This window comes from Flavobacterium sp. HJSW_4 (genome assembly GCF_042436695.1).
In the GTDB taxonomy this organism is placed as follows: Bacteria; Bacteroidota; Bacteroidia; order Flavobacteriales; family Flavobacteriaceae; genus Flavobacterium.
This window is the reverse complement of sequence record NZ_JBHNPP010000023.1, coordinates 1-25790: the sequence shown is the minus strand read 5'-3', so window position 1 is coordinate 25790 and position 25790 is coordinate 1. Positions and strand designations below refer to the sequence as shown.

General features: G+C 32.6%; 22 protein-coding genes and 1 pseudogene. 10 read left to right on the top strand and 13 right to left on the bottom strand.

All coding sequences use genetic code 11. From position 1 onward, the window contains the following. Nucleotides 1-31 precede the first annotated feature (31 nt). The 9 genes from ACE01P_RS18570 to dusB all read left to right on the top strand — a co-directional run bounded on the left by ACE01P_RS18570 (nt 32) and on the right by dusB (nt 12058). Complete coding sequence (locus tag ACE01P_RS18570; RefSeq protein ID WP_379700454.1) at nt 32-625, top strand: porin family protein; 594 nt, start codon at nt 32-34, stop codon at nt 623-625. Between the two features lie 5 nt (nt 626-630). Next, the gene (locus ACE01P_RS18565; protein WP_379700452.1) at nt 631-1002 is read left to right on the top strand and encodes a 3-hydroxyacyl-ACP dehydratase; all 372 of its coding nucleotides are present in this window, start codon (nt 631-633) and stop codon (nt 1000-1002) included. A gap of 2 nt (nt 1003-1004) precedes the next feature. Then, the gene (locus tag ACE01P_RS18560) at nt 1005-1490 is read left to right on the top strand and encodes a hypothetical protein (protein ID WP_379700451.1); all 486 of its coding nucleotides are present in this window, start codon (nt 1005-1007) and stop codon (nt 1488-1490) included. 16 nt (nt 1491-1506) lie between these two features. Beyond that, the gene (locus tag ACE01P_RS18555; RefSeq protein ID WP_379700449.1) at nt 1507-2682 is read left to right on the top strand and encodes a DUF2062 domain-containing protein; all 1176 of its coding nucleotides are present in this window, start codon (nt 1507-1509) and stop codon (nt 2680-2682) included. 88 nt (nt 2683-2770) lie between these two features. Beyond that, complete coding sequence (locus tag ACE01P_RS18550) at nt 2771-6445, top strand: 1-acyl-sn-glycerol-3-phosphate acyltransferase (RefSeq protein ID WP_379700448.1); 3675 nt, start codon at nt 2771-2773, stop codon at nt 6443-6445. Then, a complete protein-coding gene (locus tag ACE01P_RS18545) occupies nt 6446-7963 on the top strand; it encodes a phytoene desaturase family protein (RefSeq protein ID WP_379700446.1) in 1518 nt (505 codons plus the stop codon). It begins immediately after the preceding gene. A gap of 6 nt (nt 7964-7969) precedes the next feature. After that, nucleotides 7970-9634 (top strand): C45 family autoproteolytic acyltransferase/hydolase, encoded by a 1665-nt coding sequence (locus ACE01P_RS18540; RefSeq protein WP_379700445.1) that lies wholly within the window; start codon nt 7970-7972, stop codon nt 9632-9634. Continuing rightward, on the top strand, nt 9631-10917 hold the full coding sequence (locus ACE01P_RS18535; protein ID WP_379700444.1) for a phenylacetate--CoA ligase family protein: 1287 nt from the start codon (nt 9631-9633) through the stop codon (nt 10915-10917). Before ACE01P_RS18540 ends, ACE01P_RS18535 begins: the two co-directional genes overlap by 4 nt. 148 nt (nt 10918-11065) lie before the next feature. Then, entirely contained in the window at nt 11066-12058 is a 993-nt protein-coding gene (dusB, locus tag ACE01P_RS18530) for a tRNA dihydrouridine synthase DusB (RefSeq protein ID WP_379700443.1), read from the top strand. A gap of 302 nt (nt 12059-12360) precedes the next feature. Here dusB and ACE01P_RS18525 read toward each other — a convergent pair whose 3' ends face one another. The 4 genes from ACE01P_RS18525 to rbfA form a co-directional block, all read right to left on the bottom strand. Then, on the bottom strand, nt 12361-12903 hold the full coding sequence (locus tag ACE01P_RS18525) for a DUF6934 family protein (RefSeq protein WP_379700441.1): 543 nt from the start codon (nt 12901-12903) through the stop codon (nt 12361-12363). Between the two features lie 97 nt (nt 12904-13000). Next, nucleotides 13001-14428 (bottom strand): MATE family efflux transporter, encoded by a 1428-nt coding sequence (locus tag ACE01P_RS18520; RefSeq protein WP_379700440.1) that lies wholly within the window; start codon nt 14426-14428, stop codon nt 13001-13003. Nucleotides 14429-14600: 172 nt separating this feature from the next. Next, nucleotides 14601-15800, bottom strand: coding sequence for an ABC transporter permease (locus ACE01P_RS18515; RefSeq protein WP_379700438.1), 1200 nt, complete (start codon nt 15798-15800; stop codon nt 14601-14603). A gap of 1 nt (nt 15801) precedes the next feature. After that, nucleotides 15802-16194 (bottom strand): 30S ribosome-binding factor RbfA, encoded by a 393-nt coding sequence (gene rbfA, locus ACE01P_RS18510; RefSeq protein WP_144216310.1) that lies wholly within the window; start codon nt 16192-16194, stop codon nt 15802-15804. 123 nt (nt 16195-16317) lie between these two features. Between rbfA and ACE01P_RS18505 the strand changes: the two genes are divergently transcribed. After that, nucleotides 16318-16737 (top strand): CBS domain-containing protein, encoded by a 420-nt coding sequence (locus ACE01P_RS18505; RefSeq protein WP_379700435.1) that lies wholly within the window; start codon nt 16318-16320, stop codon nt 16735-16737. Nucleotides 16738-16772: 35 nt separating this feature from the next. Here ACE01P_RS18505 and ACE01P_RS18500 read toward each other — a convergent pair whose 3' ends face one another. From ACE01P_RS18500 to ACE01P_RS18460, 9 genes and pseudogenes are all read right to left on the bottom strand, one after another. Next, a complete protein-coding gene (locus ACE01P_RS18500; protein ID WP_379700433.1) occupies nt 16773-18029 on the bottom strand; it encodes a murein hydrolase activator EnvC family protein in 1257 nt (418 codons plus the stop codon). A 23-nt stretch (nt 18030-18052) separates the two neighbouring features. Further along, nucleotides 18053-18832, bottom strand: coding sequence for a DUF4292 domain-containing protein (locus tag ACE01P_RS18495; protein ID WP_379700432.1), 780 nt, complete (start codon nt 18830-18832; stop codon nt 18053-18055). Nucleotides 18833-18844: 12 nt separating this feature from the next. Further along, nucleotides 18845-20194, bottom strand: a complete 1350-nt coding sequence (locus tag ACE01P_RS18490) for a tetratricopeptide repeat protein (RefSeq protein ID WP_379700534.1) — start codon at nt 20192-20194, stop codon at nt 18845-18847. 51 nt (nt 20195-20245) lie between these two features. Next, nucleotides 20246-21262: a sugar phosphate nucleotidyltransferase gene (locus ACE01P_RS18485; RefSeq protein WP_379700430.1), complete on the bottom strand. Its 1017-nt coding sequence runs from the start codon at nt 21260-21262 to the stop codon at nt 20246-20248. A gap of 62 nt (nt 21263-21324) precedes the next feature. Further along, nucleotides 21325-21759, bottom strand: coding sequence for a dUTP diphosphatase (gene dut, locus ACE01P_RS18480; RefSeq protein ID WP_274254888.1), 435 nt, complete (start codon nt 21757-21759; stop codon nt 21325-21327). Nucleotides 21760-21786: 27 nt separating this feature from the next. Then, complete coding sequence (locus tag ACE01P_RS18475) at nt 21787-23247, bottom strand: lipopolysaccharide biosynthesis protein (RefSeq protein WP_379700429.1); 1461 nt, start codon at nt 23245-23247, stop codon at nt 21787-21789. Between the two features lie 95 nt (nt 23248-23342). Then, the gene (locus ACE01P_RS18470; protein WP_379700428.1) at nt 23343-23789 is read right to left on the bottom strand and encodes a GNAT family N-acetyltransferase; all 447 of its coding nucleotides are present in this window, start codon (nt 23787-23789) and stop codon (nt 23343-23345) included. Between the two features lie 667 nt (nt 23790-24456). Next, nucleotides 24457-25317, bottom strand: coding sequence for an ATP synthase F1 subunit gamma (gene atpG / locus ACE01P_RS18465; RefSeq protein WP_379700427.1), 861 nt, complete (start codon nt 25315-25317; stop codon nt 24457-24459). A 90-nt stretch (nt 25318-25407) separates the two neighbouring features. Further along, a pseudogene (locus ACE01P_RS18460) lies at nt 25408-25790 on the bottom strand (F0F1 ATP synthase subunit alpha); the annotation flags it as partial.

Here is a 25790-nt window from a genome sequence, read left to right as displayed (position 1 = left end):
AAACTAACCATAAACTTTAAATCAATTAGAAATGAGAAAATTTGCTGTACTTGCATTTGTTTTATTTATCGGAATCCAAGCAAATGCTCAGGTAAAAGCTAGCCCTGGACTTAGAGGAGGTTTGAATATATCAACATTATCAAATGTTGACGACAACAGTTCGAAAACAGATTTTTATGTTGGTGGATTAGTAAATATTAAATTCAATAAATTTTTCTCTGTACAACCTGAGATAACCTATTCAAGACAAGGTGATGAAGGAAGATACTTTGAAAACGGCCGTTATTATTCTGAAAAATACGAACTGAATTATATAACGCTTGGAGCCGTTGCTAAATTTAACTTTGGAGGTGGTGGTTTTCATCTATTGGCAGGACCGTCATTAGATTTAAAAGTTAGTGATAACTACATCAATTCTGATCCAGAAGACTTTGACTTGGCATTGGTTGGCGGTATTGGTTACTCATTACCAAACGGACTGACTTTTGAAGCGAGAATTAAGCAGGGATTAATTGATATTTATGGCTATAATGGATATCATAATGATAATGATTATTATTACGATGATGTGATTTTGAATCAAGTTTTTCAGATCGGTATTAGCTATACATTCAAGACAAAATAAAAAATATGATTTTACAAGATTTTTATAAAATACTATCAGAAGAAAAAACATCTGATTCAAAATATACAATTACAATTTTAGTCAATGCAAAACATGAGGTTTTTAAAGGGCATTTTCCTGGAAATCCTATTATGCCTGGTGTTTGTATGATTCAGATAATTAAAGAATTAACAGAATCTATTTCAAAAAGTTCACTGATGATTCAGTCTTTAGCAAATGTAAAATTCATGGCTCTAATTAATCCAGAAGTTACACCAGAATTAAGATTGGAACTTGATGTTACAACAACAGAAGACGGTTTGGTAAAAGTGAAAAACACGACTTACTTTAACGACACGACTGCCCTTAAACTGAGCACGGTGTACAAAAAAATATAATTATGAAACTCTTACTGACATTATTTTTATGGGTTAGTTTTGCTGGGACGCCAGATTTGGCTTCGATCCGCAAAATGTATTCTGATGTGGCAAAATCAGAAACAAATGCCAAAGATTTTGTAGAAAAACTTGCTGGCGTTTCTAATAATGACGATAAAATTTTAGTGGCTTACAAAGCGGCTTCTATTTTAGTAGATTCTAAATTTGAAAAGAAATTAGGCCAGAAAATGGAGCGTTTTAAAGAAGGTGCAAAATTATTGGAAGCAACAATAAAAAGTGATCCGAGCAATATTGAAATGCGAATGATCAGACTAAGCGTTCAAGAAGATGTTCCTGCAATTACGGGCTACAAGAAAAATATTAAAGAAGATAAAAAATTCATTACAACATATTATGCATCGCAAGGTGCGGCTTTGAAAGACTATCTTAAAGATTTTGTTTTGCAATCTAAAAGTTTCTCTGAAAAAGAGAAGCAATTTGTAAAATAAGCTCAAAAAATACCACATGAAATCACAACAGGAATTGCTTAGTTCGACTAACTTTTGCGTTATTGTGCCTACGTACAATAATCAAAAAACACTGAAAAAAGTACTGGATTCTATTTTAGATTTCACCACAAATGTCATTATTGTCAATGACGGTGCTACTGATTCTACAAGCGAAATTTTAAAATCGTATTCACAACTAACTCAAATTCATCATCCTAAAAATTTAGGAAAAGGAAGAGCGTTGAGAAACGGATTTAGAAAAGCGCTTGAATTGAATTTTGAATACGCCATTACAATCGATTCGGACGGACAGCATTTTGCAACTGATATTCCTGTTTTCTTAGAAGCCATTCAAGAGGAACCAAACACGCTTTTGATTGGAAGCCGAAATATGACTCAGGAAAATGTTCCGAAGAAAAGCAGTTTTGGAAATAAGTTTTCGAACTTTTGGTTCAAGTTTGAAACTGGAATTAAACTAGACGACACGCAATCTGGATTTAGATTATATCCGCTTCGTTTATTGCCAAAACGTTTTTATACCAATAAATTTGAATTTGAAATCGAGGTTATTGTGCGCGCTGCGTGGAAAGGAATTGTAGTTAAAAATATTCCTATTCAAGTTTTGTATGATCCTGCAGAAAGAGTTTCGCATTTTCGTCCGTTTCAAGATTTTACTCGAATCAGTATTTTGAATACCGTTTTGGTAACCAATGCTTTGCTGTACATAAAACCGAGAGATTTTTTTAGAAGAGCAAAAAAAAAAGGTTTTAAAAGATTCTTTCTAGAAGATATTTTAGAAAGCAAAGATTCTAATTTTAAAAAATCTGCGGCAATTGCTTTAGGTATTTTTATCGGACTTTCTCCTTTTTGGGGATTTCAAACTGTGCTCCTTTTTACTTTTGCCGCTCTGTTCAGACTTAACAAAGTCATTGCCTATCTTACTTCAAACGTAAGTTTCCCGCCTTTTATTCCGTTTATTATTTATGCTTCGCTTCAAGTTGGAAGTGTTTTTGTTTCCAGCAATGCACCATTAGTTTTAGACAGTTCCATTACGCTCGACGATATTCAAAAAAATGCTACACAATATATCGTAGGAAGTCTTATTTTAGCATCCGTTTCTGCACTAACAGTTGGCTTGATAAGTTATTTGCTTTTAACGGCTTTTAGTTCTAAAAACGAAACAAATATTTAAGTTATGTTTTCCAGTAATTTCACAAATTAGCACAAAATAATTCGTGAAAATTCGTGAAATTCGTGGCTGAAAAACTTAACCAACAATCATGCATCAATATTTCTACGCCATTCATTTATTTGTAACCCGAAGAAAATCTCTATCGGTTCTTTTGGCTATTTTGATGCTTGTTGTTTTTGGATTCTTCGCTTCAAGATTAAAGTTTGAAGAAGACATTACCAAACTTATTCCGACCAACGACAAAACCGATGTTACTGCCAAAGTTTTAAAACAATTAAACTTTGCCGATAAAACTACCGTAATTTTCAGTTTGGATAAAAACGGTTCTGCCGAAGATTTAAAAGAAATGGCAACTGTATTTTCAGACAGCGTTTCTAAATCTTGCAAACCTTACATAACAGGAATTCAAGGAAAAATTGACGAAGAAAACATTCAAGAAACTATTGATTTTGTTTACAATAATCTTCCTCTTTTTTTAGATGATAAAGATTATGCTGCTATCGAAAAGAAACTTCAAAAAGATAGTATTGCGGCAACTGTACAAGGAAATTACAAATCGATTATTTCTCCTTCTGGATTTATTACCAAAGATTTTATTCTGCAAGATCCGTTTGGGATTTCGTTTATCGCTTTAAAAAAATTACAGCAATTAAATATTGGTGACGATTTTACACTAGAAAATGGTTTTGTAATGACGAAGGATAAAAAGAAATTACTGCTTTTTATCACTTCAAATATTCCTTCGAGTGAAACAGAAAAGAACACCATTTTTGCTGAAAAGCTTAAATCGATTCAAGAAAATTTAAATCAGCAGTTTAAAGGAAAAACTTCTATCAGTTATTTTGGTTCTGCTTTAATTGCTGTTGCAAATGCAAATCAGATTAAAGGAGATATTATTTTGACGACATCAATCGCGATGTTTACCTTAATGCTGATCTTGATTTTATTTTATCGAAAAATTTTAATTCCGCTGATTATTTTTCTTCCGACGGTTTTTGGAGGTTTGTTTGCGGTTGCCTTTTTGTATTTCGTTAGAGAGCAGATTTCAGCAATTTCATTAGGAATTGGTTCTATTTTATTAGGAATCACAATCGATTATTCCATTCATATTCTCACGCATTACAAGCACAACAGCGATGTAAAAACGTTGTACAAAGACATTACAATGCCCGTAATTATGAGCAGTTCTACAACTGCCGTTGCGTTTTTATGTCTGCTTTTTGTAAAATCGGATGCGCTAAATGATCTTGGAATTTTTGCTGCTGTTATCGTTATGGCTTCGGCAATTTTCTCGCTTTTGATTATTCCTCACTTATATAAACCAAAAGAAAATCCGGCAGAACACAAGAAAAATGTAATCGATAAAATGGCTCATTTTTCTTTTCACAATAATAAAATCTTAATCGGACTTTGCGTTATCATTACCATAATTTGCTGTTTTACTTATAATGATGTTGGTTTTAATAACGATTTATCGCAGCTGAATTTTATTCCAAAAGACATTAAAGCTGCTGAAAAACAATTGGAAGAAAGTACAAGTTTAACTTCCAAAACTATTTATGTCGCTTCTTACGGAAAAACGATGGAAGAAGCTTTGCAGCATAATAGTCTTCTTTTCGAAAATTTAAATACAGAAAAACTACAGCATAAAATTTTAAATTTCAGCTCGGTTGGCGGAATTGTGCTTTCGCAAAAGGAACAATTACAAAAAATCGAGAAATGGAATTCATTTTGGAATTCGCAGAAAAAACAATTCGTAAAATCAGAATTAATTGCTGAAGGCGCTAAACTTGGTTTTAAACCTTCAACTTACAGTTTATTTTTTGACCAATTAGATTTAGATTTCAAGCCAATTTCTTCCAATGATTATCTTCAAATAAAAGCACTTCAATTACAAGAATTCATTACAGAGAAAAATGGTTTTTATACCGTTTCAACTTTAGTAAAAGTCGCTCCAGAACAGCGCGACGCTTTTGTAAAAGCTACTTCAAAAACAGAAAACGTAATTGCAATCGATCGTCAGCAGATGAACGAAACGTTTTTTAGCACTCTAAAAACCGATTTTAATTCGCTTGTAAATTACTCTTTCGTTGCCGTAATTTTAATTCTATTTTTCTTTTTCCGAAGAATCGAATTGGTCATTATCAGCTGTATTCCAATTGCTTTAACAGGAATTGTAACGGCAGGAATTATGGGCATTTTTGGCATTCAAATGAATATTTTCAGTATGATTGTCTGCACTTTGATTTTTGGTCACGGAGTCGATTTCAGTATTTTCATGACGAGTGCATTGCAAAAAGAATACACAAACGGAGTTAACGAAATTGCGATTTATAGAACGTCAATCATTCTGGCGGTAATCACGACAATCTTAGGAATCGGCGCGATGATTTTTGCTAAACATCCAGCTCTTACTTCCATTTCATTGGTTTCATTAATTGGGGTTTTTGCTGCCTTGATTATCACATTCATTTTTTATCCGATTTTATTCAAACTGTTTTTATCAAATCGTCCCAAAAAAGGAAATCCACCTTTTCAATTGCGAACTTTTACTCATGGCGTAATTTCGTTTGCCTATTATGGTTTGGGTGGAATTGTAATGTCGATTTTCAGCTTTACGCTAATGCCGATTTTGCCTTTTAGTAAAAAGTCAAAAATGAAAGCTTTCCGATATGTGGTTTCAAAATTCATGAAATCGGTATTGTATTCGAATCCTTTTATTCGCAAAAAAGTCGTAAATAATTTCCATGAAACTTTTGAAAAACCAGCGGTAATTATTGCCAATCATTCTTCATTTCTAGACATTTTATCGATCGGAATGCTGAGTCCAAAAATCATTTTCTTGGTAAGCGACTGGGTTTACAACTCTCCTATTTTTGGTGGCGTTGTGAGAAAAGCAGGTTTTTATCCTGTTTCTGAAGGTCTTGAAGGCGGAGTTGAACATTTGCGTAAAAAAGTAAACGAAGGTTATTCGTTAATGGTTTTCCCAGAAGGAACGCGATCAGAAAACAATGTTATAAAGAGATTTCATAAAGGTGCATTCTTTCTTGCTGAAGAATTTAAAATAGATATTCTTCCTGTAGTTATTCATGGTGCTTCAGAGTTAATTCCGAAAGGTGATTTTGTCATTCATCACGGAAAATTGACGGTTACAATTTTAGAAAGAATTACACCAGAAAATCTTTCATTTGGAACTAATTATACTGAAAGAACGAAACAAATAAGTGCTTTCTTTAAAGGAGAATATCGCAAAATTCGCGAACAACTTGAAGGCCCAGATTATTTCAAAACCATGCTCATTAACAGTTACGATTATAAAGAAATCGAAATTGGAAATAGCGTCAAAAAGGATTTAAAACAGAATCTCGAAACGTATTACAGCCTAAACAAACACATTGCGCCAAAAGCAAAACTGCTTCATTTAGGAAATGATTACGGGCAATTGGATGTTTTGTTGACGCTGCAGGAACCGCAACGAAAAATAGTTTCTTTTATAAATGACGAAGAAAAATTGCTGGTTGCCAAAACGAATTATTTAGTCAAAAAGAGAAAAATAACCTATCTCGAAAAATTAGAATCAGCAATTGAAAATCATTACGATATACTTTTAATTTCTGATGAAAGTTATGAAGCGGAAATCGAAAAAGTAATTTCAACCACTTCTTCTATAATTTTAGTGAATTGTTCTCGTTTAAAAAATCAGTTGAAGGATTTTGAAATTGTTTCTGAAGAAAATACTTTAATCGTTTTAAAGAAAAAATAAATGAAAAAACAGTACGATGTAGTCATAATTGGCAGCGGTTTAGGCGGATTGGTTTCTGCTGTTATTCTGGCAAAAGAAGGCTACAGCGTTTGTGTACTCGAAAAGAACAATCAATATGGCGGAAATCTGCAGACTTTCGTAAGAGATAAAACCATTTTTGATACTGGAATTCATTACATCGGAGGTTTAGGTGAAGGCCAAAATCTTAACCAATATTTCAAATACATTGGAATAATGGATCATTTGAATCTGAAAAAATTAGACGAAAATGGTTTTGATATTATTTCTTTTGATAATGATGAAACCGAATATCCGCATGCGCAAGGTTTCGAGAATTTCATTGAAAAACTAACTCAATTTTTTCCAGAAGAAAAAGAAAATTTAGAAAGATATTGCCAAAAAATAAAAGCGGTTTGCAAAACATTTCCGCTTTACAATCTAGAATCTGAAGGAAAATATGATGATGAAATTCTAACGCTTAACGCGAAAGAAACAATCGATTCTTTTACTCAAAATGAGAAACTAAAAGCGGTCTTGGCAGGATCTAATTTTCTTTATGCTGGCATAGCTGAAAAATCACCTTTTTATGTACACGCGCTTGTTATCAATTCGTACATCGAAAGTTCGTGGCGTTGCATAAATGGCGGAAGTCAGATTACGAAACAACTTCTGAAACAGTTGAAAAATTTCGGAGGTGAATTCTTTAAACATAAAGAAGTAACTCAGATTGAAGTTGAAAATCAAAAGGTAAATTCGGTAAAAATGAAAGACGGAACAGAAGTTTCTGGAACGTATTTTATTTCGAACATTGAACCGAAAACAACTTTGAAAATGGCGGGTCAGGGAAACTTCAGAAAACCCTTTTTCAATAGAATTCAGAACTTAGAAAGTGTTCTTTCTGCCTTCAGTTTATATATTGTTTTTAAGCCGAAAACTTTCAAATACATCAATCATAATTATTACCATTTTAAAAGTGCGAATGATGTTTGGACTTCGTATGAGTACGACGAAAATTCTTGGCCAAAGACTTTTATGGCGTCTATGAATCCGTCGAAAAAAGACGAAGAATGGGCAGACGGAATGACGTTTTTAACGTATATGAAATATGATGATGTTAAAGCTTGGGAAAGTACATTTAATACCACTTTTGAAGAAAATGAAAGAGGTGAAAGTTATGACGAATTCAAAGCTAAAAAAGCGGCAAAGTTTTTAGAAGAAATCGAGAAAAAATTTCCAGGAATAAAAGATTGCATTAAATCGGTACATACTTCTACTCCACTTTCGTACCGAGATTACATTGGCGGAGACGGCGGAAATATGTACGGATATGTTAAAGATTCAAATAATCCGATGAAAACTATGATTCCGACTAAAACTAAGGTAGAAAATCTTTATCTTACAGGCCAAAGTATTAACATGCACGGTGTCTTGGGAGTTACGGTTGGAGCGGTCATAACTTGCTCTGAAATTGTAGGAAAAGAATATCTGCTGGAAAAAATTAAAAAAGCATCTGAATAAGTCATTATGAAAAACCGAATATTTTACCTCTTCTTTATCGGTTTTTTAAGCTTGCTGACTTCCTGCGGTACTTCAAAATCAAAAAAACATACGCCAGATATTACGGCTTTCAACAATACAAAACCTGTCGTTGAGAAATTATCAGACAGCGTTTTCCTTTCTGGAAAAAATTCGCTTTTAAAAAATAAACAAGGTCTTTGGGAATTGTATGTTGAAGGCGATCCGCTAGAAATCGGACTTTCAACTGGCGCTTTGACTGATTCACTTTTGCATAAACAGCAACGTATTTTTTTCTCTAAAATAACCGATTTAATTCCGTCCAAATTTCAGCAGAAACTGCTTCGCCATTTTCTAAAATGGTACAATCGCAAACTGTATTTAAATGTTCCCGACGAATATCAAACGGAGATTTATGGCGTTTCTCAATATACTTCAACCGAATTTGACAATATTGCACCGAAATATCAGCGCGGTTTGTATTTGCATGCGGCACACGATATCGGTCACGCATTGCAAGATTTGGCTTTGGTTGGCTGTTCTTCTTTTGCGGCTTGGAATGAAAAATCGGAAGATGGAAATTTAATCTTGGCGCGAAATTTTGATTTTTATGTGAATGACGCTTTCGCGGAAAATAAAATAGCCGCCTTCATAAAACCAAAAGAAGGATTTCCGTTTATGATGGTCACTTGGCCTGGAATGATTGGTGCCGTTTCTGGAATGAATCTCGAAGGTTTGACCGTTACGATAAATGCTTCGAAATCTAAAATTCCGCTTAGCGCGAAAACTCCGATTTCGATTTTAACTCGTGAAATTTTACAGCACGCCAAAAATCTAGACGAAGCAATTGCTATCGCAAAAAAAAGAAAAGTATTTGTTTCTGAATCGATTATGGTTGGAAGTGCGAATGATAACAAAGCGATTTTAATTGAAGTTTCTCCCAATAAAATGGACGTTTACGATGTTCCAAATAGTGATCAATTAATTTGTTCGAATCATTTTCAAGGCGAAGCTTTCAAAGATGATAAAAGAAATCTGGAGCAAATTGCCAATAGCCATTCTGAATATCGATATGAAAGAATGCAGGAATTGCTGTCTGAAAATCCAAAAGTAAATCCTGAAATTGCTTCGGAAATTCTTCGAAATAAAGACGGTTTAAAAAATGAAATTCTAGGTTTTGGAAATGAAAAAGCATTAAATCAGCTTTTAGCGCATCACGGAATTATCTTTAAACCAAAAGAAAAATTGGTTTGGGTTTCGGCAAATCCTTTTCAATTGGGCGAATTTGTTTGTTATGATTTGAATTCGATTTTCGGCGAAAGCCAAAATTCAGCAAAATCGTTTCAGAAAGAAAATTTGAATATTGCGAAAGATCCTTTTGTGGAAACAGTTGCTTTTCAGAATTTTAAAAAGTTCAAAATTGAAGATCATAAATTAGATTCTATTTTAGAAAAGAAAGAAACCGTTTCTCTAGAATTTCTCCAGAATTATCAAGCGTTAAACCCTAATTATTGGGTTGTATATTATAAGACAGGATTGTACTTTTACCAAAAAAAGGAATTTCTTCAGGCAAAGCTGAATTTTGAAAAGGCTTTGAGTCATGAAGTCACTACAGTTCCTCAAAAAGAAGAAATTGAAAAATATTTAAAAAAAGTCAAAAGAAAATTAAAATGATTCCAGCAATAGAAAAAAATTCTTTAGAAGAAATTAAAATTTTTCAAGAACAAAAATTAGTTGAACTTCTAGAATATATCAGCGAGAATTCTCCGTTTTACAAAAGACTTTTTGCTGGACAAAACATTGATATTTCGAAAGTTAAAACGCTGGAAGATTTACAGTTTTTACCTGTTACTACCAAAGAAGATTTACAACAATATAACGATGATTTCTTATGCGTTCCGCAACATAAAATTATCGATTACGCTACAACTTCGGGAACTTTAGGAGATCCTGTAACTTTTGGTTTAACCGATTCTGATTTGGATCGATTGGCTTATAATGAAGCAATTTCGTTTGCTTGTGCCGGAATTGCAGAAGGTGATGTTGTACAATTAATGACGACAATTGACCGAAAATTTATGGCTGGTTTGGCTTATTTTCTTGGTCTTCGAAAATTGAAAGTGGGCGTAATCAGAGTTGGTGCAGGAATTCCAGAAATGCAATGGGATTCGATTTTAAAATACAATCCGAGTTATTTAATTACGGTTCCTTCTTTCCTTTTGAAATTAATTGAATACGCTGAAATTCACGGAATTGATTATAATAATTCGAGCATAAAAGGTGCAATTTGCATTGGAGAATCTTTGAGAGAACAAGATTTCTCCATGAATATTCTATCGAAAAAAATCACAGATAAATGGAATATTAAGTTGTTTTCGACTTACGCTTCTACTGAAATGAGCACTGCTTTTACAGAATGTGAACATGGAAAAGGCGGGCATCATCATCCAGAATTAATCATTGTAGAAGTTCTAGACGAAAATAATATTCCCGTAAAAAATGGCGAAACTGGCGAACTGACTTTTACTACTTTAGGTATTGAAGCAATGCCTTTGCTTCGTTTTAAAACTGGAGATATTGTTCAGTTTCATGACGATCCTTGTGAATGCGGAAGAAATACGTTGCGCGTTGGACCAGTTGTTGGACGTAAAAAACAAATGATTAAATATAAAGGAACAACATTGTATCCGCCAGCGATGAATGATGTTTTGAGCAGTTTTGATAATATCGAAAATCATTTAATTGAAATTTCAACTAACGATTTAGGTACTGATGAAATCTTGATTAAAATTGCTGTGAAAAATCAGTCTCCAGAATTTCTTCAAGAAATTAAAGATCACTTTAGAGCAAAATTGAGAGTAACGCCAAAAATAGAATTTGTTCCAAAAGAAATTCTAAGTCCAATTGTTTTTAATCCAATGAGCCGAAAACCAATTCGATTTTTTGATTATAGATAAATTTTAAAGGTACAAAGTTGCAAAGATTCACAGAGACAAAGGTTTAGATTCTGAATATAAAACCTTTGCAACTTTGTCACTTTGAACCTTTAACCTCAATTTGGCACAAATTGAACTAAAAGTTGTAATTTTGCAAAAAATATTGAAGATGGTCAAGATTGGCAACATAGAATTACCCGAATTTCCTTTATTATTAGCACCGATGGAAGATGTTAGTGATCCGCCTTTTCGCAGATTATGCAAAACGCACGGAGCTGACATGATGTACTCTGAATTTATTTCGTCGGAAGGATTGATTCGTGATGCTATAAAAAGTCGAATGAAGTTGGATATTTTTGATTACGAGCGTCCTGTTGGAATCCAGATTTTTGGTGGTGATGAAGAAGCAATGGAGATGTCGTCTAAAATTGTTTCTACAGTAAAACCTGATTTGGTGGATATCAATTTTGGTTGTCCAGTAAAAAAAGTAGTTTGCAGAGGTGCTGGTGCAGGAGTTTTAAAAGATGTTGATTTAATGGTTCGTTTGACTCAAGCCGTTATTAAAGGAACTGATTTACCTGTTACAGTAAAAACGCGTTTAGGTTGGGACGAAAACTCAATTAATATTGACGAAGTTGCTGAAAGACTTCAGGATATTGGAGTTCAAGCTTTGACAATTCATGCAAGAACTCGTGCTCAAATGTACAAGGGTCATTCTGACTGGTCGCACATTGCGCGTGTAAAAAACAATCCAAGAATTACAATGCCAATTTTCGGAAATGGCGATATCGACAGTCCAGAAAAAGCATTAAAATATAAAAACGAATACGGAATTGACGGTATCATGATTGGTCGCGCTGCGATTGGTTATCCGTGGATTTTTAACGAAATAAAACACTATTTCAAAACGGGTGAACATTTACCTGCTCCAACGGTTATTGATCGTGTTGAAGCGGCTAGAAATCATTTGCAATGGTCAATGGATTGGAAAGGCGAACGTTTAGGAATTGTAGAAATGCGTCGCCATTATACCAATTATTTCAAAGGAATTCATTCGTTTAAAGAATTCAAACAAAAATTAGTTACAACTGATGCACCCGAAGATTTATTCGCTATCATGAAAGAAATCGAGCAGGTTTACGCAGGATACGAATTTGCTTAATATCATAAAAAAAGACCTTCAATATTGAAGGTCTTTTTTTATGATATCTTTTTGATCAAAGATTATTCTAAAATGTTTTTTGCAGAATTTCTTTTAGCTAGATCAATTGCTGATTTTAATTCCGAAAAAAATAATTCAGCTTCTTTTTCATTTCGAATTGATTTAGTCAAGTTGTCATCGTTATTAGTTTCAATAGCATCTCCAATACCTATTATATTTTCTTTGAGGCAGAGGCAAGAGCAATCTCTTGAATTTTATTAATCTTGTTTTGAATAGAATCTTTCATAAAGCAAATTTAAACATTATTGATTTAAATTAAACATATAGTATCTATAAAGGTCGTCAGTTCTTCTCTGAAAATCAAAAGGTTCTGGTTTGGGTTTAAAAAATGCCAATCCATTATCATCTAATTCAATCGTTCCATTTCTCAACAATCTCACATACCAATCTACTCCAATGATCACTAGAAAATCTTGTAAATCTTTGTAATTAAATCTAAACATCCTATGATAGAGGTTAGCTCGTAAATCATCTGAACCGTCAATCCCAATTGTCATACGAGGATTATTTTTTAAAAAAGTTATGGAAAACAAAATAATTGTCGAAAAAACCTTATTACTATCTTTATGTTTAAGATTTATTGAATCATTAATTTTTCCACTTGTATCAAATGGTCCAAAAGCTAAATTGTAAACATTTGGCAATAAGGATTCAGCGATATTTGTAAACTTAACTTTAAGTTGAATTATTGTATCATCTTTTAGAACAGATTCAAAAATATATTGATCAAAACTGGCACCTACATATGTTGCTTCAAAAGTGTTTTCTAAATTAATTTTAATCATAAGAAATTATATTCCATCAAAAATATAAAACAAAATTAATGTAAATTTCTTACAAATAAAAAAGACCTTCAATATTGAAGGCCTTTTTTAAATTTTATTATACTTGAACTCGTTTCCACTTTCCTCTTTTATAGAAAAAGATTCCTGCCAAAGTAATTGCGGTTTCAGCAACCGGAATGGCAATAAAAACTCCCGTTGGTCCCATATTAAAATGTTTAGCAAGCACAAAAGCTAACGGAATTTGGAACAACCAAAAACCAAAGAAATTAATTCCTGTTGGTGTCCAAGTATCTCCTGCTCCGTTGAAAGTATTGATGAGAACCATTCCAATTCCGTAGAAAATAAATCCGATGCTCATAATTTGCAATGCTTCGATTGCAACGGTTTTTACTTGTTCATCATTCGTGAAAAACGAAATAATATATTGCCCGAAACCTAAAGTAATAATCATAATCGTAGCCATGAAAATCACATTGTATCTTGCTGTCGTATAAACCGATTTTTCGGCACGTTCGATTTGTTTGGCTCCTAAGTTTTGTCCAACCAAAGTCGCAGCGGCATTACTCAATCCCCAAGCTGGAAGAATGAAAAACATCATAATTCGTAATGCGGTCTGATATCCTGCTGAACCGTGATCGCCTCCTGTTGTTGCGACTAATTGCGCCAAGAAAATCCAACTGCAAGATGCAATTACAAATTGTAAAATTCCTGGAGCTGCAATTTTTACTAAAGCTTTTATCTGTTTAAAATCTGGAGCGAAATAGGAGATTTTAATTTTTAAAACTCCATTTCCAAAGAACAAATGATACACTTGATAAATAACTCCAATACTTCTTCCGATAGTAGTCGCGAAAGCTGCACCGATTAATCCGAAAGCAGGAACTGGTCCGAAACCATTAATTAAAATCGGACATAAAATGATGTTGCAAATATTAGCAATCCAAAGGCTTTTCATTGCAATTGCTGCATTTCCAGCTCCTCGGAAAATTCCGTTTATCAAGAACAAAAGCATAATACACAAGCTTGAACCAATCATAATTTGTGTAAATCGGAAACCATGTTCTGCTGATTCTATTGAAGAACCCATTAGAATCAAAATATCTTTGGCGTAAATAATTCCGAAAATGCTCAATAAACTATTAACTGCAAAAGCAATAATGATGGCCTGCATTCCTGCTTTCGCTGCAGCGACAGGATCTTTTTCTCCGATACGTCTTGCTACAACTGCTGTTGCAGCCATACTCATTCCGATCGCAAGAGAATAAATTACAGTCAATACCGATTCAGTTAAACCAACGGTCTGAATGGCAAAACTGCTATGTTCTAAATGTCCAACGAAATACAAATCGACTAATGCAAAAACCGATTCCATCATCATTTCCAAAACCATCGGAATAGCTAGTAGAATTACAGCTTTTTTTATACTTCCAGAAGTATAGTCAAAAGATTCGTCGCCTTTTAAGGCTTGTTTTAAAGTGGTAAAAATTTTAGAAAAGAAGCTTTTCTTTATAGTTGTTTCTGTCATGATATTTTAGGATAAATAATAAAATTGGTCCAGATGTAGTTGCAATCTGAACTAAAAAAGTAAACGTAAGTATCCTAATTATTCTTAAAAAATAAAATAGGATTAAGCAGAAACAATCATATGCTGTAGTTTTTTAAGGCGGTAAATATAATTAATATTTCTTAAGAAGTTATTAATCAAGTAGTTTTTTACTTACTCGGCTGCTTGCAATTAATGAAGCTACAAAACCTAATGAAATAATTGTGGTCATTACAATAACAACATTCTCTAGCGTAAAAACAACTGGGTAAGCCAAAGTTGGCGTAATCATGATAAGTTCAAACTTCTGTTGTAATATCACTAAAATTATCCCTAAAGCCAATCCGATTAAACCACCAAAAACACTTAATAAAGTTCCTTGAAGCAAAAATATTTTTCGAAGACCAGTGATATCTGTTCCTAAGTTGAAAAGAGTTTTTAAATTCCCTTTCTTTTCTAAAATCATCATAATCAAGGCACCGATCAAATTAAAAAGTGCCACAATAATTACTAATGTAAAAATCAGATAAACTGCAATGTTTTCGGTATTCAGCATTCTATACAAAGACTCATTCAGTTGTGCTCTATTTTTTAAAGTGATTTTATTCTTAAAAATAGAATTGAGCTGTGTCTTTACCGCTGCTTCATCTGCGTTTTCTTTTAATTTAAATTCAATTCCAGAGATTTGATTGGGTTTGTACATTAGCAACTCCTGCACCAATCCTAAATCTGCAAATACATATCTTGAATCTAAATCTTCGCTAATCGAATAAATACCAACAGGCAAAACATCGGTTTTCGTAAAAGCTTCTTCCGGATTTTCAATTGCCCCTTTTCCAGGTTTAGGAGCAAAAATCTGTAGCGGATTTTCGAAATCAAGAATTCCCATTGAGAAATTTTGGGATAATCCGTATCCAATTACAACTTGAAAACTATCCGGCTTAAGCCATTGACCATTAAAGAGTTTCTTCTTGATATCGTTTACAACTGGGTAAATACTATCAACTCCTTTTAGGTAAGTAACTTGCTGTTTGTCTTTAAATAAAAACAAAACACGTTCTTCTATTATTTTGGTGTAAGAAGCAACACCATTTATTTTTTTCACCTGATTTTCCTGATCGGGCGTCAGTAAAAAAGACTTTCCGTAAGTGCTCACCAACTTTAAATCGGGATCTATTTCGTTGGTAAACGAAAGACTAAAAACTTTAAGTCCGCTGAAGACCGATAAAACCACAAACAAAGCCATCGTACCAACAATGATTCCCATGCTGGCAATACGGTTAATGATATTTATAGCATTGTTTTTACTGCTGCTAAAAATATAACGCTTGGCTATGTATAACGGAAAATTCAAATTACGATTTTCTTCTTTTTTCTAAAAGATCACGATTTTCTATTGGGTTTTCTTTTCCTGCAAGCGCATTGTCGATTTTCTCAATGTAATCCAAAGAGTCGTCTATAAAAAACACTAAATTCGGAACGCGACGTAATTGCAAACGTACACGCTGCGACAAATCATGTTTGATCAAAGTTGTATTTGTTTTTATTGCCTCTAAAGTTTCTTTGGCTTTTTCTTGTGGAAAAATACTTAAATATACTGTCGCTACAGACAAATCTGTAGTAACACTCACTTTGGATACAGAAATTACCAAATTTGTAATTCCGTTTTTTCTCACTTCACCTTGCAAAATGTCAACCAGATCTTTCTGAAGAACACCGCCTATTTTTTTCTGTCTATTTGTTTCCATACTGCAAAAATACTAAATTTTAGTGGCATTTTCAGTTCTTTTAAATTGTTTAAAAACTGATAATAATCATATTTTTTGAAAGAATTATTTTACATATTTGATGTAAATATAAAACTAATTATCATGAAAAAAAGAGAATCAATTAGTCATATCATGACTAAAACTGTTGTAACAGTAAATCAGAATGATGATTTAAGAAATGTAATTTCTAAACTAAAAACACACTCTATTCGCCATATACCCGTTGTAAATGGTAAAGAAGTTGTTGGTATAATTAGTCGTACAGATATTAACCGTTTAACTTTTGGCGCTTTATTTGACGGACAAGAAGGTGTCGATGAAGCTATTTTAGATATGCTGACTATTCCGCAAATTATGACTTCAAAACCTAGAACTCTTCCTTCTGATACCACCATTAAAGACCTTGCAGCGACTTTTGCTAAAGAAGAATTTCATGCATTGCCGGTTGTAGATAATGGAGAGTTGAAAGGAATTGTAACTACTACAGATGTTATTAAATACTTTTTAGAACAATATGATTAAATAAAAAAGGGAGCTTAATTGCTCCCTTTAAATTTTTATCTGCTTTGCAGCCATCCTTCCGGATTATTATTTGAAGTGTTTTGCAGAATCAAGAATTTGATGATTGTTTTTCCTGTGTCTCCACTTGTTCTCACTTTTCCGATATTTTGCTTGATAGTCACTTTGTCTCCTTGACTAACCGAAACAGAACTTAAATTTTGATATACTGTGAAAAAATCTCCATGCTGAATCACAACTGCTTTATTCACTGGTGATAAAACGATTACTTTAGAAACTTCTCCAGCAAATACTGCTCTTGCACTTGCACCGTCTTCGGTTGTAATCTCTACTCCAGAATTATGAACTGTAATTGAAGGGTGCAGCGGGTGCGGCTGATCTCCATATCCTAGAGAAATAAATCCTTTTTCTACTGGCCAAGGCAATCTTCCTCTGTTTGCTTTAAAGTCAGCAGCTAAGATTTTATCTTCTGGTGTTAATGCGATTTTTGAAGAAGAAACTGGTGCCGCTTTTGTTTCACTTGAACCTGGATTCGCTTTTGCTCTTTCTGCAGCTGCTTTTCTGTTTGCTTCAGCAATGGCTTCACGAATTAAACGATCAATTTGTTTGTCAATTCGTTTAGATTCATTTTGTTTTGATCGAATATCGGCAGCAATTTTATTTTTATCCTTTTTAAGTGAATTAACTAATTTTTGCTGTTCTTTTTTCTCAACTTCAAGAGTTACTTTTTCTTTTTGATTCTCTGCAATAATCTTCTTTTTTACCTGTCTTTGTCCATCCAATTTTGCATTAAAATCAACTAATTGAGCCGTTTTAGATTGAATTTCAAGACCTTGATTTTTTCTAAAAGTAGTGTATTGCTTTAAGTATTGTGCTCTTTTGTAAGCTTGCAAGAAACTTTCAGAAGATAAAATGAACATCGCACGGCTTTGCTCAGAACGGCTTTTGTATGATTTTAAAATCATTTCAGCATAATCTTCTTTTAGAACTTTTAATTCTTTTTTAAGTTTATTAACCTGAACCTGATTAATATACATGTCATTACTAAGCAGTCTTTCTTGTTTTGCCGTCGTATTAATTAATTTCTCTTTTAGCTTGATTTTGTTTGCCTGAATTAAATATTCATTCACAGCAGATTTCTCTTTTTTTCGAACAGATTGCAACATCTTTTCGTTATCTCTGATTTCCTGCTGAATTTGAGCTTTACGCTGCTCCAGTTTTTCTTGCTGAGAATCTTGCGCCCATACAAATGTAGTGGCACAAACTAAAACTAGGCTTAGGAGAAATTTTGGCATGTTTATGTTTTTATTTTGCAAATTTACTTAATTGTAACTTTTTTATAACCGCTTGGAACACTATACGGAAAAGAAAGTTCTTCATTAAATGAAATATTGTTATAATTCAAGTTAATACTTGTTTTGCCTTTTGGCTGAACTGCATTGATTTCGATACTTGTTGGCAACACTCCTTGATTGAAAGTTTTAGCATCTGAATAGGCAATTTGTAATGTTCTGTTTTCTGACGGTTGCGAAATCTCTTCCTTTTGAATTAAATATTTTTCTCCATCTAAGAAAAAGGTTTTCTTCAAATTAGCATCTTTTTCTTCGTCTAATCTGAATAAATTTTCTACAATAGTTTGCGTATATTTTCCTTTTCTTAAATCGTCAAAAGCTTCTCCAACTAACAGATTCTGAACTTTAGAATAATCTAAATCTGTTCCTAACCATTTGCTTAAACTACTGAAATCACCTTCATAAAAAGTACTGTTTATTTTCTCATAATAACTTACTGCATCTGGTGTGATTAAGGCTTTTGCCATCGTTATTCCTAAGAAACGTACACTAATTAAAATCTGTTTGTCTTTTTCAATTCTAATCTCAGCTGTAACATTTTGGGTTTGTTTTTCATCAGCATATCTTGCACTTGCTTTGATGTATAAAGTCGAAAAATCTAACTTATTATCGTAATGTTTTTCGATTACTTTTTTGTCTTCTTTTGGTGCAATTGTCTGGCTTGTATTTCCTTGCACTGCCACTGCTTTTGATTTACATGAAATTACAGCAATTGACAATACTAGTATTGATATATATTTTTTCATCTGAATTCTCTTTTATTTTTTCTTCTTTAATAATTCATTTGCCTTCAAAAAGTATTCCTCTTTTTTCTTCGCATCTCCCAATCCATTGTATGCCTCTCCTAACTGAATATTAAAATTTGATTCTAATTTTACGTCATCCACCACATAATCAAGACCCATTTCTAAGACGGTTTTTGCATTTTTAAATTGTTTCAGCTGATTGCTTCCTAAACCAGCATAGTAATAAAACTGAGCCTGACTCGGATAAACTTCGATCAGCATCATGGCTCTTTTTGTCATTGGCTCATATTTTTTTGCTTGAGAATATGCATCTAATAACAGTATATTGGTCTCAAGCGCGGTATCCGAATTGACGCTTAAATCTTTTTCATAATATTTAATCGCATTTTCAAACTGTCCTTTGCTATGATAAAATTTTCCAATTTCTTTGGCAACATCTACATCCTTATCGTTATCAAAATAAGAAATGGCTTTTTCTAAATCGGCAGAATACTGTGGGTTTTTATTTACATAAATCAAAAATTCATTCAAAGTTCTGTGTTTGATTTTTGAATCGATTTTTGAACTTGCTAAAATCACATTCATCGACTTGATAGCTTTATCTGCTTGATTAGCATCCAAATATCCTTTAAACAAACTCACCTGTGCCCATTCAGAATTTGGAATTTCTTTTGCCAATTGTTTTGCTACTTCCAGCGATTTCTCATTTTCGTTATTCTTAGAATATAAAAAAATCAGATTTACGTAATTTGATTCTTCTTTCGGATTTTTTTTAATCTGATCTAAAAGATTATCAATTTCAGCATTCTGATATTTTCCTTGCGATAAAATCTGCGCTTTATAAATTTCTCTATCAGAAGATTTTCCGAATTTATCATTCATTTCGTTTATTGCAGTCAATGCCTTATCGAACTGATTGGTAATCATGTACAACGAAATCAAATCGTCTTTATATTCTTCGTCAAAAACAATTATTTTTTGAATAATTTCAATTGCCAAAGGATAGTTTTTAGTCTCGTAACTTACATCATAAATTCCAAGCCAAAACCATTTATTTTTAGGATCAATCTGTGTTGCTTTTTCAAAAGCATCTTGCGCATTTTGATATTGTTTAAGCGAAAAATAGTTTTTTCCTAATTCAAAATAAGCAACTGCATCATTGGGTTTAAGTTTGATACACTTCTCCAATGATACAATAGCTTTATCATAATTTTCAATTCCTTTTTGTTTTAATGATTCATAAAATGAGTCTTGATATTCATCTGTTGCCATAGCAATATCTTCGGGTTCTGTCTGTGCAAAAACCGAAAATGATGTGCTGAATAAAGCAAAAAACAAAACCGTAAAAACTCTTTTTTTCATCATTTGTAAAAACTACATTTTAAAGAAAACGAAACTTTGCTAATTTTTATTTTATTCTAAAACAGCGTAATCTCCAATACTAATACTTGTAAATTTACCATCGTAACTTACATGATTTCCGATCATTGCATTATCAAGACTAGCATTTTTAATTTTAGAATACGTTTGAACTAAACTGTTTTTGATCGTACTGTCTGTTACATGGCATCCTTTTCCAAGAGAAACATTTGGACCAATTGTAGTGTTTTTCAAAACAACATTTTCCCCGATATAACAAGGAGGAATAATTGTTGAATTTTCTAAAGTAACACCATAATCAACTAAATGCTCACCATCGTTGTGAAGAAAACCTAACATTCTTGTATTGGTTTCAACCGTAACATCTTTGTTACCACAGTCCATCCATTCGTCAACGCTTCCAGTTTTAAAAACTTTACCGTTTGCCATCATCGCTTTGATACCGTCATTAATCTGATATTCTCCACCATTCTGAATATTATTATCTAAAACATTTTGAAGCTCGTTTCTTAAAATTCCAACTTCTTTAAAATAATAAATTCCGATAACGGCTAAATCGCTAACAAACTCTTTTGGTTTTTCAACCAATTCTATAATTTCATTATTCTGATTAAGTTTTACAACACCAAAAGCTTCTGGCTGATCTACTTGCTTTACCCAAATTACAGCATCTGCTTCTGGATCTAATTCGAAATCTGCTCTAATTAAAGTATCAGCGTAAGCAATTACAGCTGGCCCAGACAAAGAATCTTTTGCACACATAATAGCGTGTCCAGTTCCTAGAGGCTGATCCTGACGGTAAATAGATGCTTTTGCTCCTAATCCTTTTGCTAAGTCTTCTAAACTTGCCACAACATCATCTCCAAAAAAAGCTTCGTCCCCTAAAATAAACGCAACTTCTTCAATTGGTTCTTTTAATATTTTAGCAATATCTTCAACTAAACGGTGTACGATAGATTTCCCAGCAACTGGAATTAATGGTTTTGGAACTGTTAAAGTATGAGGCCTCAATCTTGATCCGCGGCCCGCCATTGGCACAATTATTTTCATTCTTTATTTGATTTTTATGGGAAGATTAAAAAATCTTCATTGGGTTTGGTCTTTCCTTTTTATTATTTCACTCCAGTGCTTCCAAAGCCTCCTTCACCTCTTGATGTCTCAGTAAGTGTTTCAACTTCAATCCATTCTGCTCTTTCATGTTTAGCAATAATCAACTGCGCAATTCGTTCTCCATTTTCGATTACAAAATCGTCATTAGATAAATTTACTAAAATTACTCCTATTTCTCCTCTATAATCTGCATCGACAGTTCCTGGCGAATTTAAAACAGTTACGCCTTTTTTTGCTGCCAGACCACTTCTTGGTCTTACTTGCGCTTCGTAACCAATTGGTAATTCAATAAAAAGTCCTGTTTTAACAATAGTTCTTTCTAAAGGTTTTAACGTAATTGGTTCTATAATATTGGCACGCAAATCCATTCCTGCAGATGCAATCGTTTCGTAATTTGGTAAATCGTGCTGTGATTTATTGATAATTTGAATTTTCATTTTTGAATATAATTTTCTTAAAACGTCTTATTTTCTTTTCATTATTCCTTTAATAGTATCTTTTTCAAAATGGTAAACCATGTACATAAAGATTAAAAGAAGCGGAATTCCAACATAATATTTTTCTCTAAATCCGTAAAATGAGATTATTGAAAATACTATTGAAACGCCTAAATAAGCACCTATCTTGTTCATATCATAAGGAATCGGATAATATTTATTTCCTAAAACATAAGAAATAAGCATCATACTTCCGTAAGCCGAAATGGTTGCGATTGCAGAACCATAATAGCTGTATTTTGGAATTAATAAATAATTTAAAATCAAGGTAACAATTGCTCCAACGATAGAAATGTAAGCACCAATTTTTGTTTTATCTGTCAATTTATACCAAACTGATAAATTGTTGTAAATGCCTAAAAAGAAATTTGCCAAAATAATTAATGGCACAACTTTCATTGCTTCCCAATATGATTTGTTTTCTAACAACAGATATTTTAAAACGTCTGCAAAAACAATTACGCCTAATAAAATCAATGATCCTAAAATCACGAAATATTTGGTAATCACAGCATATGTCTGTGGCGCATTTTCATTTTTTGCATGACTAAAAAAGAAAGGCTCAATTCCTAATCTGAAAGCGGTTGCAAAAAGAACCATAAATAATCCTAATTTGTAACAAGCAGAATAAGCTCCCACTTCAGATTTTGCTAAATTTTCTGGAAGAAGATAACCCAATAAGATTTTATCAAAATGCTCATTTACGGCAAAAGCCAACCCAGCCACTAAAATTGGAAGCCCATATTTCATCATTTTTTTCCAAAGCACCGGATCGAATTTTCGTCCAAGCGAAAGATAATTTGGAGAAAGCACAATAAATGTTGCCAAACTTGCCAAAAGATTTGCAATGAAAATATATGCTATCTGGAAATTTTGCACATATAAATTATCCCAAACAGAATTCGGATTTGATTCTGCTAATTTTGGAAGATAAATCAAGAAAAATATATTCAGTAATAAGTTAATTACAACATTTCCAATTTTAATTGCCGCATAAACCATTGGTCTTTGATTCGCTCTAAGTTTAGAAAACGGAATTAAAACCAATGCATCTAATACTAAAATCCACACCGTGTAGGTAATATACTGAACATCTACTTCTGCTAAGTTTGCCAATGTATTTCTAAAAATTAAACCGGCAAAAAGAAATAAAATGGAAGTCCAAAATATTGAAATTGTAGAAGTTGCAATTACATTTTTCTTATCATCTTCAGCACTGTAAAATCTGAAAAAAGCAGTTTCCATTCCGTAAGAAAGAACTACATTAAAGAAAACCATCCAAGACAATACAATCGAAACTTCACCATACTCTGCTGTAGGTAAAATTCCTGTATATAATCTCACTAATAAAAAACTCAGCATTCTTGGTAAAACTGTAGCCAGTCCATAAATTGCCGTTTGCTTGAATAGATTTTTATATAATCCCAAAATATAATTCTAATAATGTTTGTAAGACAAAAATAACCATTTCTTTTGTTTAATGGTGCTTTTGTTGGTGCAATAAAGAAAACTTATGTTTGTTTTTAAACAGTCATTTTGTTTTCGTCCAAGATTTTTACAAAATGAAATCCTTTTGGAGCATAGCCTTGATTGTAATAAAATCGATGAGCTCCAAAATTTCCTGTAAAAGCATCCAAAACGATACTGCTACAATTTAGCTCAATTGCTTTTTTCTCTACATAATCGGTGAGCATTTTTCCAATTCCTTTAGATCTATATTCAGGATTAACAACAAAATTGTCAATTTCAAGATATTTTCCTGTCCAGAGTTTTGTTGCTGACCAACAGCCTGTTAGACCAAGACAAATCTCATCTTCAAATACTGCGATTTGAATATAATTATGCGGAAGCATTTCAGAAAGAAATAATCTATATTTTTCAAGAGATATATTTGGATATAAAAATCGAATCGTATTTATCTGAGCCTCCATATCTTCAATGGTAGTAAGCTCTCGTATTAGTAAGGCCATTGTTTTTAAAGGAAATAGATTTCAAAAATACTTAAAATATAAACTAAGAAAACAAGTGTTTAATATTTTAAAAAAAATAAATTAAACTTAACAAAAAAAGAAAAACGCATAAAAAAATATTTCTAAAATACTTATATTTAGATTATTATAGAATGTTTTGAAGCAAAACATGTGAAATATATAAAATTTAATTAAAAATTATGTAACATTTTTTTTACAGTCTTTAGTTAAATTTGTTTCAAAGGGAATGGGAAAGCTAAATACAACCCTTTAAAAAAAGAAAGCACTGGGACTAATAAAGCTTGTTTGTTCCCATAAAAGACAAAGCATAAGGGATTGATTCAGCTGCAGTAACCCTTTAAAAACAGAGCACTGGGACTAATAAAGCTTGTTTGTTCCCACAAAAGACAAAGCACAGGGATTGATTCTGCTGAAATGTAACCCTTAAAAAAACAGAGCATTGGGATTAATAAAGCTAGTTTGTTCCCACAAAAGACAAAGCACACAGAGTCTATCTGTCTATTTTTATAAAATGGTAGTGATTCTCAACTTAATTGTAATTTGAGAATCACCATTTTATAAAACTATTTTTAAAAAAGAATAAAACTTCCAATAAAAAAGAAAAGCCAGCTAACGCTGGCTTTCTTTTTATATATTATGGAATAGATTATCCATTTAAGGCTTCTGCTCCACCAACAATTTCCAAAATCTCACTTGTAATCGCAGCCTGACGAGCTTTGTTGTAAGTTAATTTCAATTGGTTTCTTAATTCTGTAGCATTATCTGTTGCTTTGTGCATTGCAGTCATACGTGCTCCATGCTCAGAAGCAAATGAATCACGGATACCTTTGTACAATTGTGTTTTTAAAGACTTAGGAATTAAAGCCAACACAATTTCTTCTTTTCCTGGTTCAAAAATATAATCTCCAGAAACAGCAGCAGCATCAGTATTAATAGGTGCTAACGGTAAAAACTGTTCTACTTGAACAATCTGAGTCGCAGCATTTTTAAACTGATTGTATACTAACTCAATTCTGTCGTATTCTCCAGTTAAAAACTTTTGAGTTAAATTATCTGCAATTCCAGCAACATTTTCAAATGTCAAATGATCAAAAATTGCATTATGATGACCGTAGATTTTATGCGTTTTAACTAAAGCATCTCCACCTTTTTTACCAATAGCAAAAACGTCAACTTGCTTTCCAGCATAAAACTCAGTACGGTTTTTAATCTCTTTAATAATATTCGAATTGAAAGCACCACATAAACCTCTGTTTGAAGTTACAGCAACTAACAATACTTTTTTTACTTCACGTTGTGTAGTGTAATCTCCTCCTATTTCACCTTCTAGTGTAGCAGAAAGATCTTGCAATAACTCCGTTAATTTCTCGGCATAAGGACGCATTGCAGTGATTGCATCTTGTGCTTTCTTCAGCTTTGCAGCAGAAACCATTTTCATAGCCGATGTAATCTGCATCGTCGATGAAACGGAAGTAATTCTATTACGGATTTCCTTTAAATTTGCCATCTATTAATTAGAAAATGTGACAATTTTAAAATTAGATAATTAGAATAATGGTTGAACATTTTCTAATTATCTAATTTACCAATTATCTTATTAGTTATATTTTGCTGAAACTTCTTTTGCTGCTTTCTCGATAACATCTGTAATAGCGTCATCTAATTTTCCAGCTTTCAAAGCGTTAAGTGTATCTTTATGTTTGCTGTTTAAGTAAGCTAAGAAATCTGCTTCGAATTCTTTTACTTTATTTACAGGAACATTTCTTAATAAGTTTTTAGAACCAGCGTAGATAATAGCTACTTGGTTTTCAACTGTATAAGGATCATTTAAACCTTGTTTCAAGATCTCAACGTTTCTTTTACCTTTTTCAATTACGTTTAAAGTAACAGAATCTAAGTCAGAACCAAATTTAGCGAAAGCTTCTAATTCACGGAATTGAGCTTGGTCTAATTTTAAAGTTCCAGAAACTTTTTTCATTG

What these genes read in the sequence shown, in the direction of transcription:
- ACE01P_RS18570 (WP_379700454.1), top strand. Translation starts at nt 32, where the DNA reads ATGAGAAAATTTGCTGTACTTGCATTTGTTTTATTTATCGGAATCCAA.
- ACE01P_RS18565 (WP_379700452.1), top strand. Translation starts at nt 631, where the DNA reads ATGATTTTACAAGATTTTTATAAAATACTATCAGAAGAAAAAACATCT.
- ACE01P_RS18560 (WP_379700451.1), top strand. Translation starts at nt 1,005, where the DNA reads ATGAAACTCTTACTGACATTATTTTTATGGGTTAGTTTTGCTGGGACG.
- ACE01P_RS18555 (WP_379700449.1), top strand. Translation starts at nt 1,507, where the DNA reads ATGAAATCACAACAGGAATTGCTTAGTTCGACTAACTTTTGCGTTATT.
- ACE01P_RS18550 (WP_379700448.1), top strand. Translation starts at nt 2,771, where the DNA reads ATGCATCAATATTTCTACGCCATTCATTTATTTGTAACCCGAAGAAAA.
- ACE01P_RS18545 (WP_379700446.1), top strand. Translation starts at nt 6,446, where the DNA reads ATGAAAAAACAGTACGATGTAGTCATAATTGGCAGCGGTTTAGGCGGA.
- ACE01P_RS18540 (WP_379700445.1), top strand. Translation starts at nt 7,970, where the DNA reads ATGAAAAACCGAATATTTTACCTCTTCTTTATCGGTTTTTTAAGCTTG.
- ACE01P_RS18535 (WP_379700444.1), top strand. Translation starts at nt 9,631, where the DNA reads ATGATTCCAGCAATAGAAAAAAATTCTTTAGAAGAAATTAAAATTTTT.
- dusB (WP_379700443.1), top strand. Translation starts at nt 11,066, where the DNA reads ATGGTCAAGATTGGCAACATAGAATTACCCGAATTTCCTTTATTATTA.
- ACE01P_RS18525 (WP_379700441.1), bottom strand. Translation starts at nt 12,903, where the DNA reads ATGATTAAAATTAATTTAGAAAACACTTTTGAAGCAACATATGTAGGT.
- ACE01P_RS18520 (WP_379700440.1), bottom strand. Translation starts at nt 14,428, where the DNA reads ATGACAGAAACAACTATAAAGAAAAGCTTCTTTTCTAAAATTTTTACC.
- rbfA (WP_144216310.1), bottom strand. Translation starts at nt 16,194, where the DNA reads ATGGAAACAAATAGACAGAAAAAAATAGGCGGTGTTCTTCAGAAAGAT.
- ACE01P_RS18505 (WP_379700435.1), top strand. Translation starts at nt 16,318, where the DNA reads ATGAAAAAAAGAGAATCAATTAGTCATATCATGACTAAAACTGTTGTA.
- ACE01P_RS18500 (WP_379700433.1), bottom strand. Translation starts at nt 18,029, where the DNA reads ATGCCAAAATTTCTCCTAAGCCTAGTTTTAGTTTGTGCCACTACATTT.
- ACE01P_RS18495 (WP_379700432.1), bottom strand. Translation starts at nt 18,832, where the DNA reads ATGAAAAAATATATATCAATACTAGTATTGTCAATTGCTGTAATTTCA.
- ACE01P_RS18490 (WP_379700534.1), bottom strand. Translation starts at nt 20,194, where the DNA reads ATGAAAAAAAGAGTTTTTACGGTTTTGTTTTTTGCTTTATTCAGCACA.
- ACE01P_RS18485 (WP_379700430.1), bottom strand. Translation starts at nt 21,262, where the DNA reads ATGAAAATAATTGTGCCAATGGCGGGCCGCGGATCAAGATTGAGGCCT.
- dut (WP_274254888.1), bottom strand. Translation starts at nt 21,759, where the DNA reads ATGAAAATTCAAATTATCAATAAATCACAGCACGATTTACCAAATTAC.
- ACE01P_RS18470 (WP_379700428.1), bottom strand. Translation starts at nt 23,789, where the DNA reads ATGGCCTTACTAATACGAGAGCTTACTACCATTGAAGATATGGAGGCT.
- atpG (WP_379700427.1), bottom strand. Translation starts at nt 25,317, where the DNA reads ATGGCAAATTTAAAGGAAATCCGTAATAGAATTACTTCCGTTTCATCG.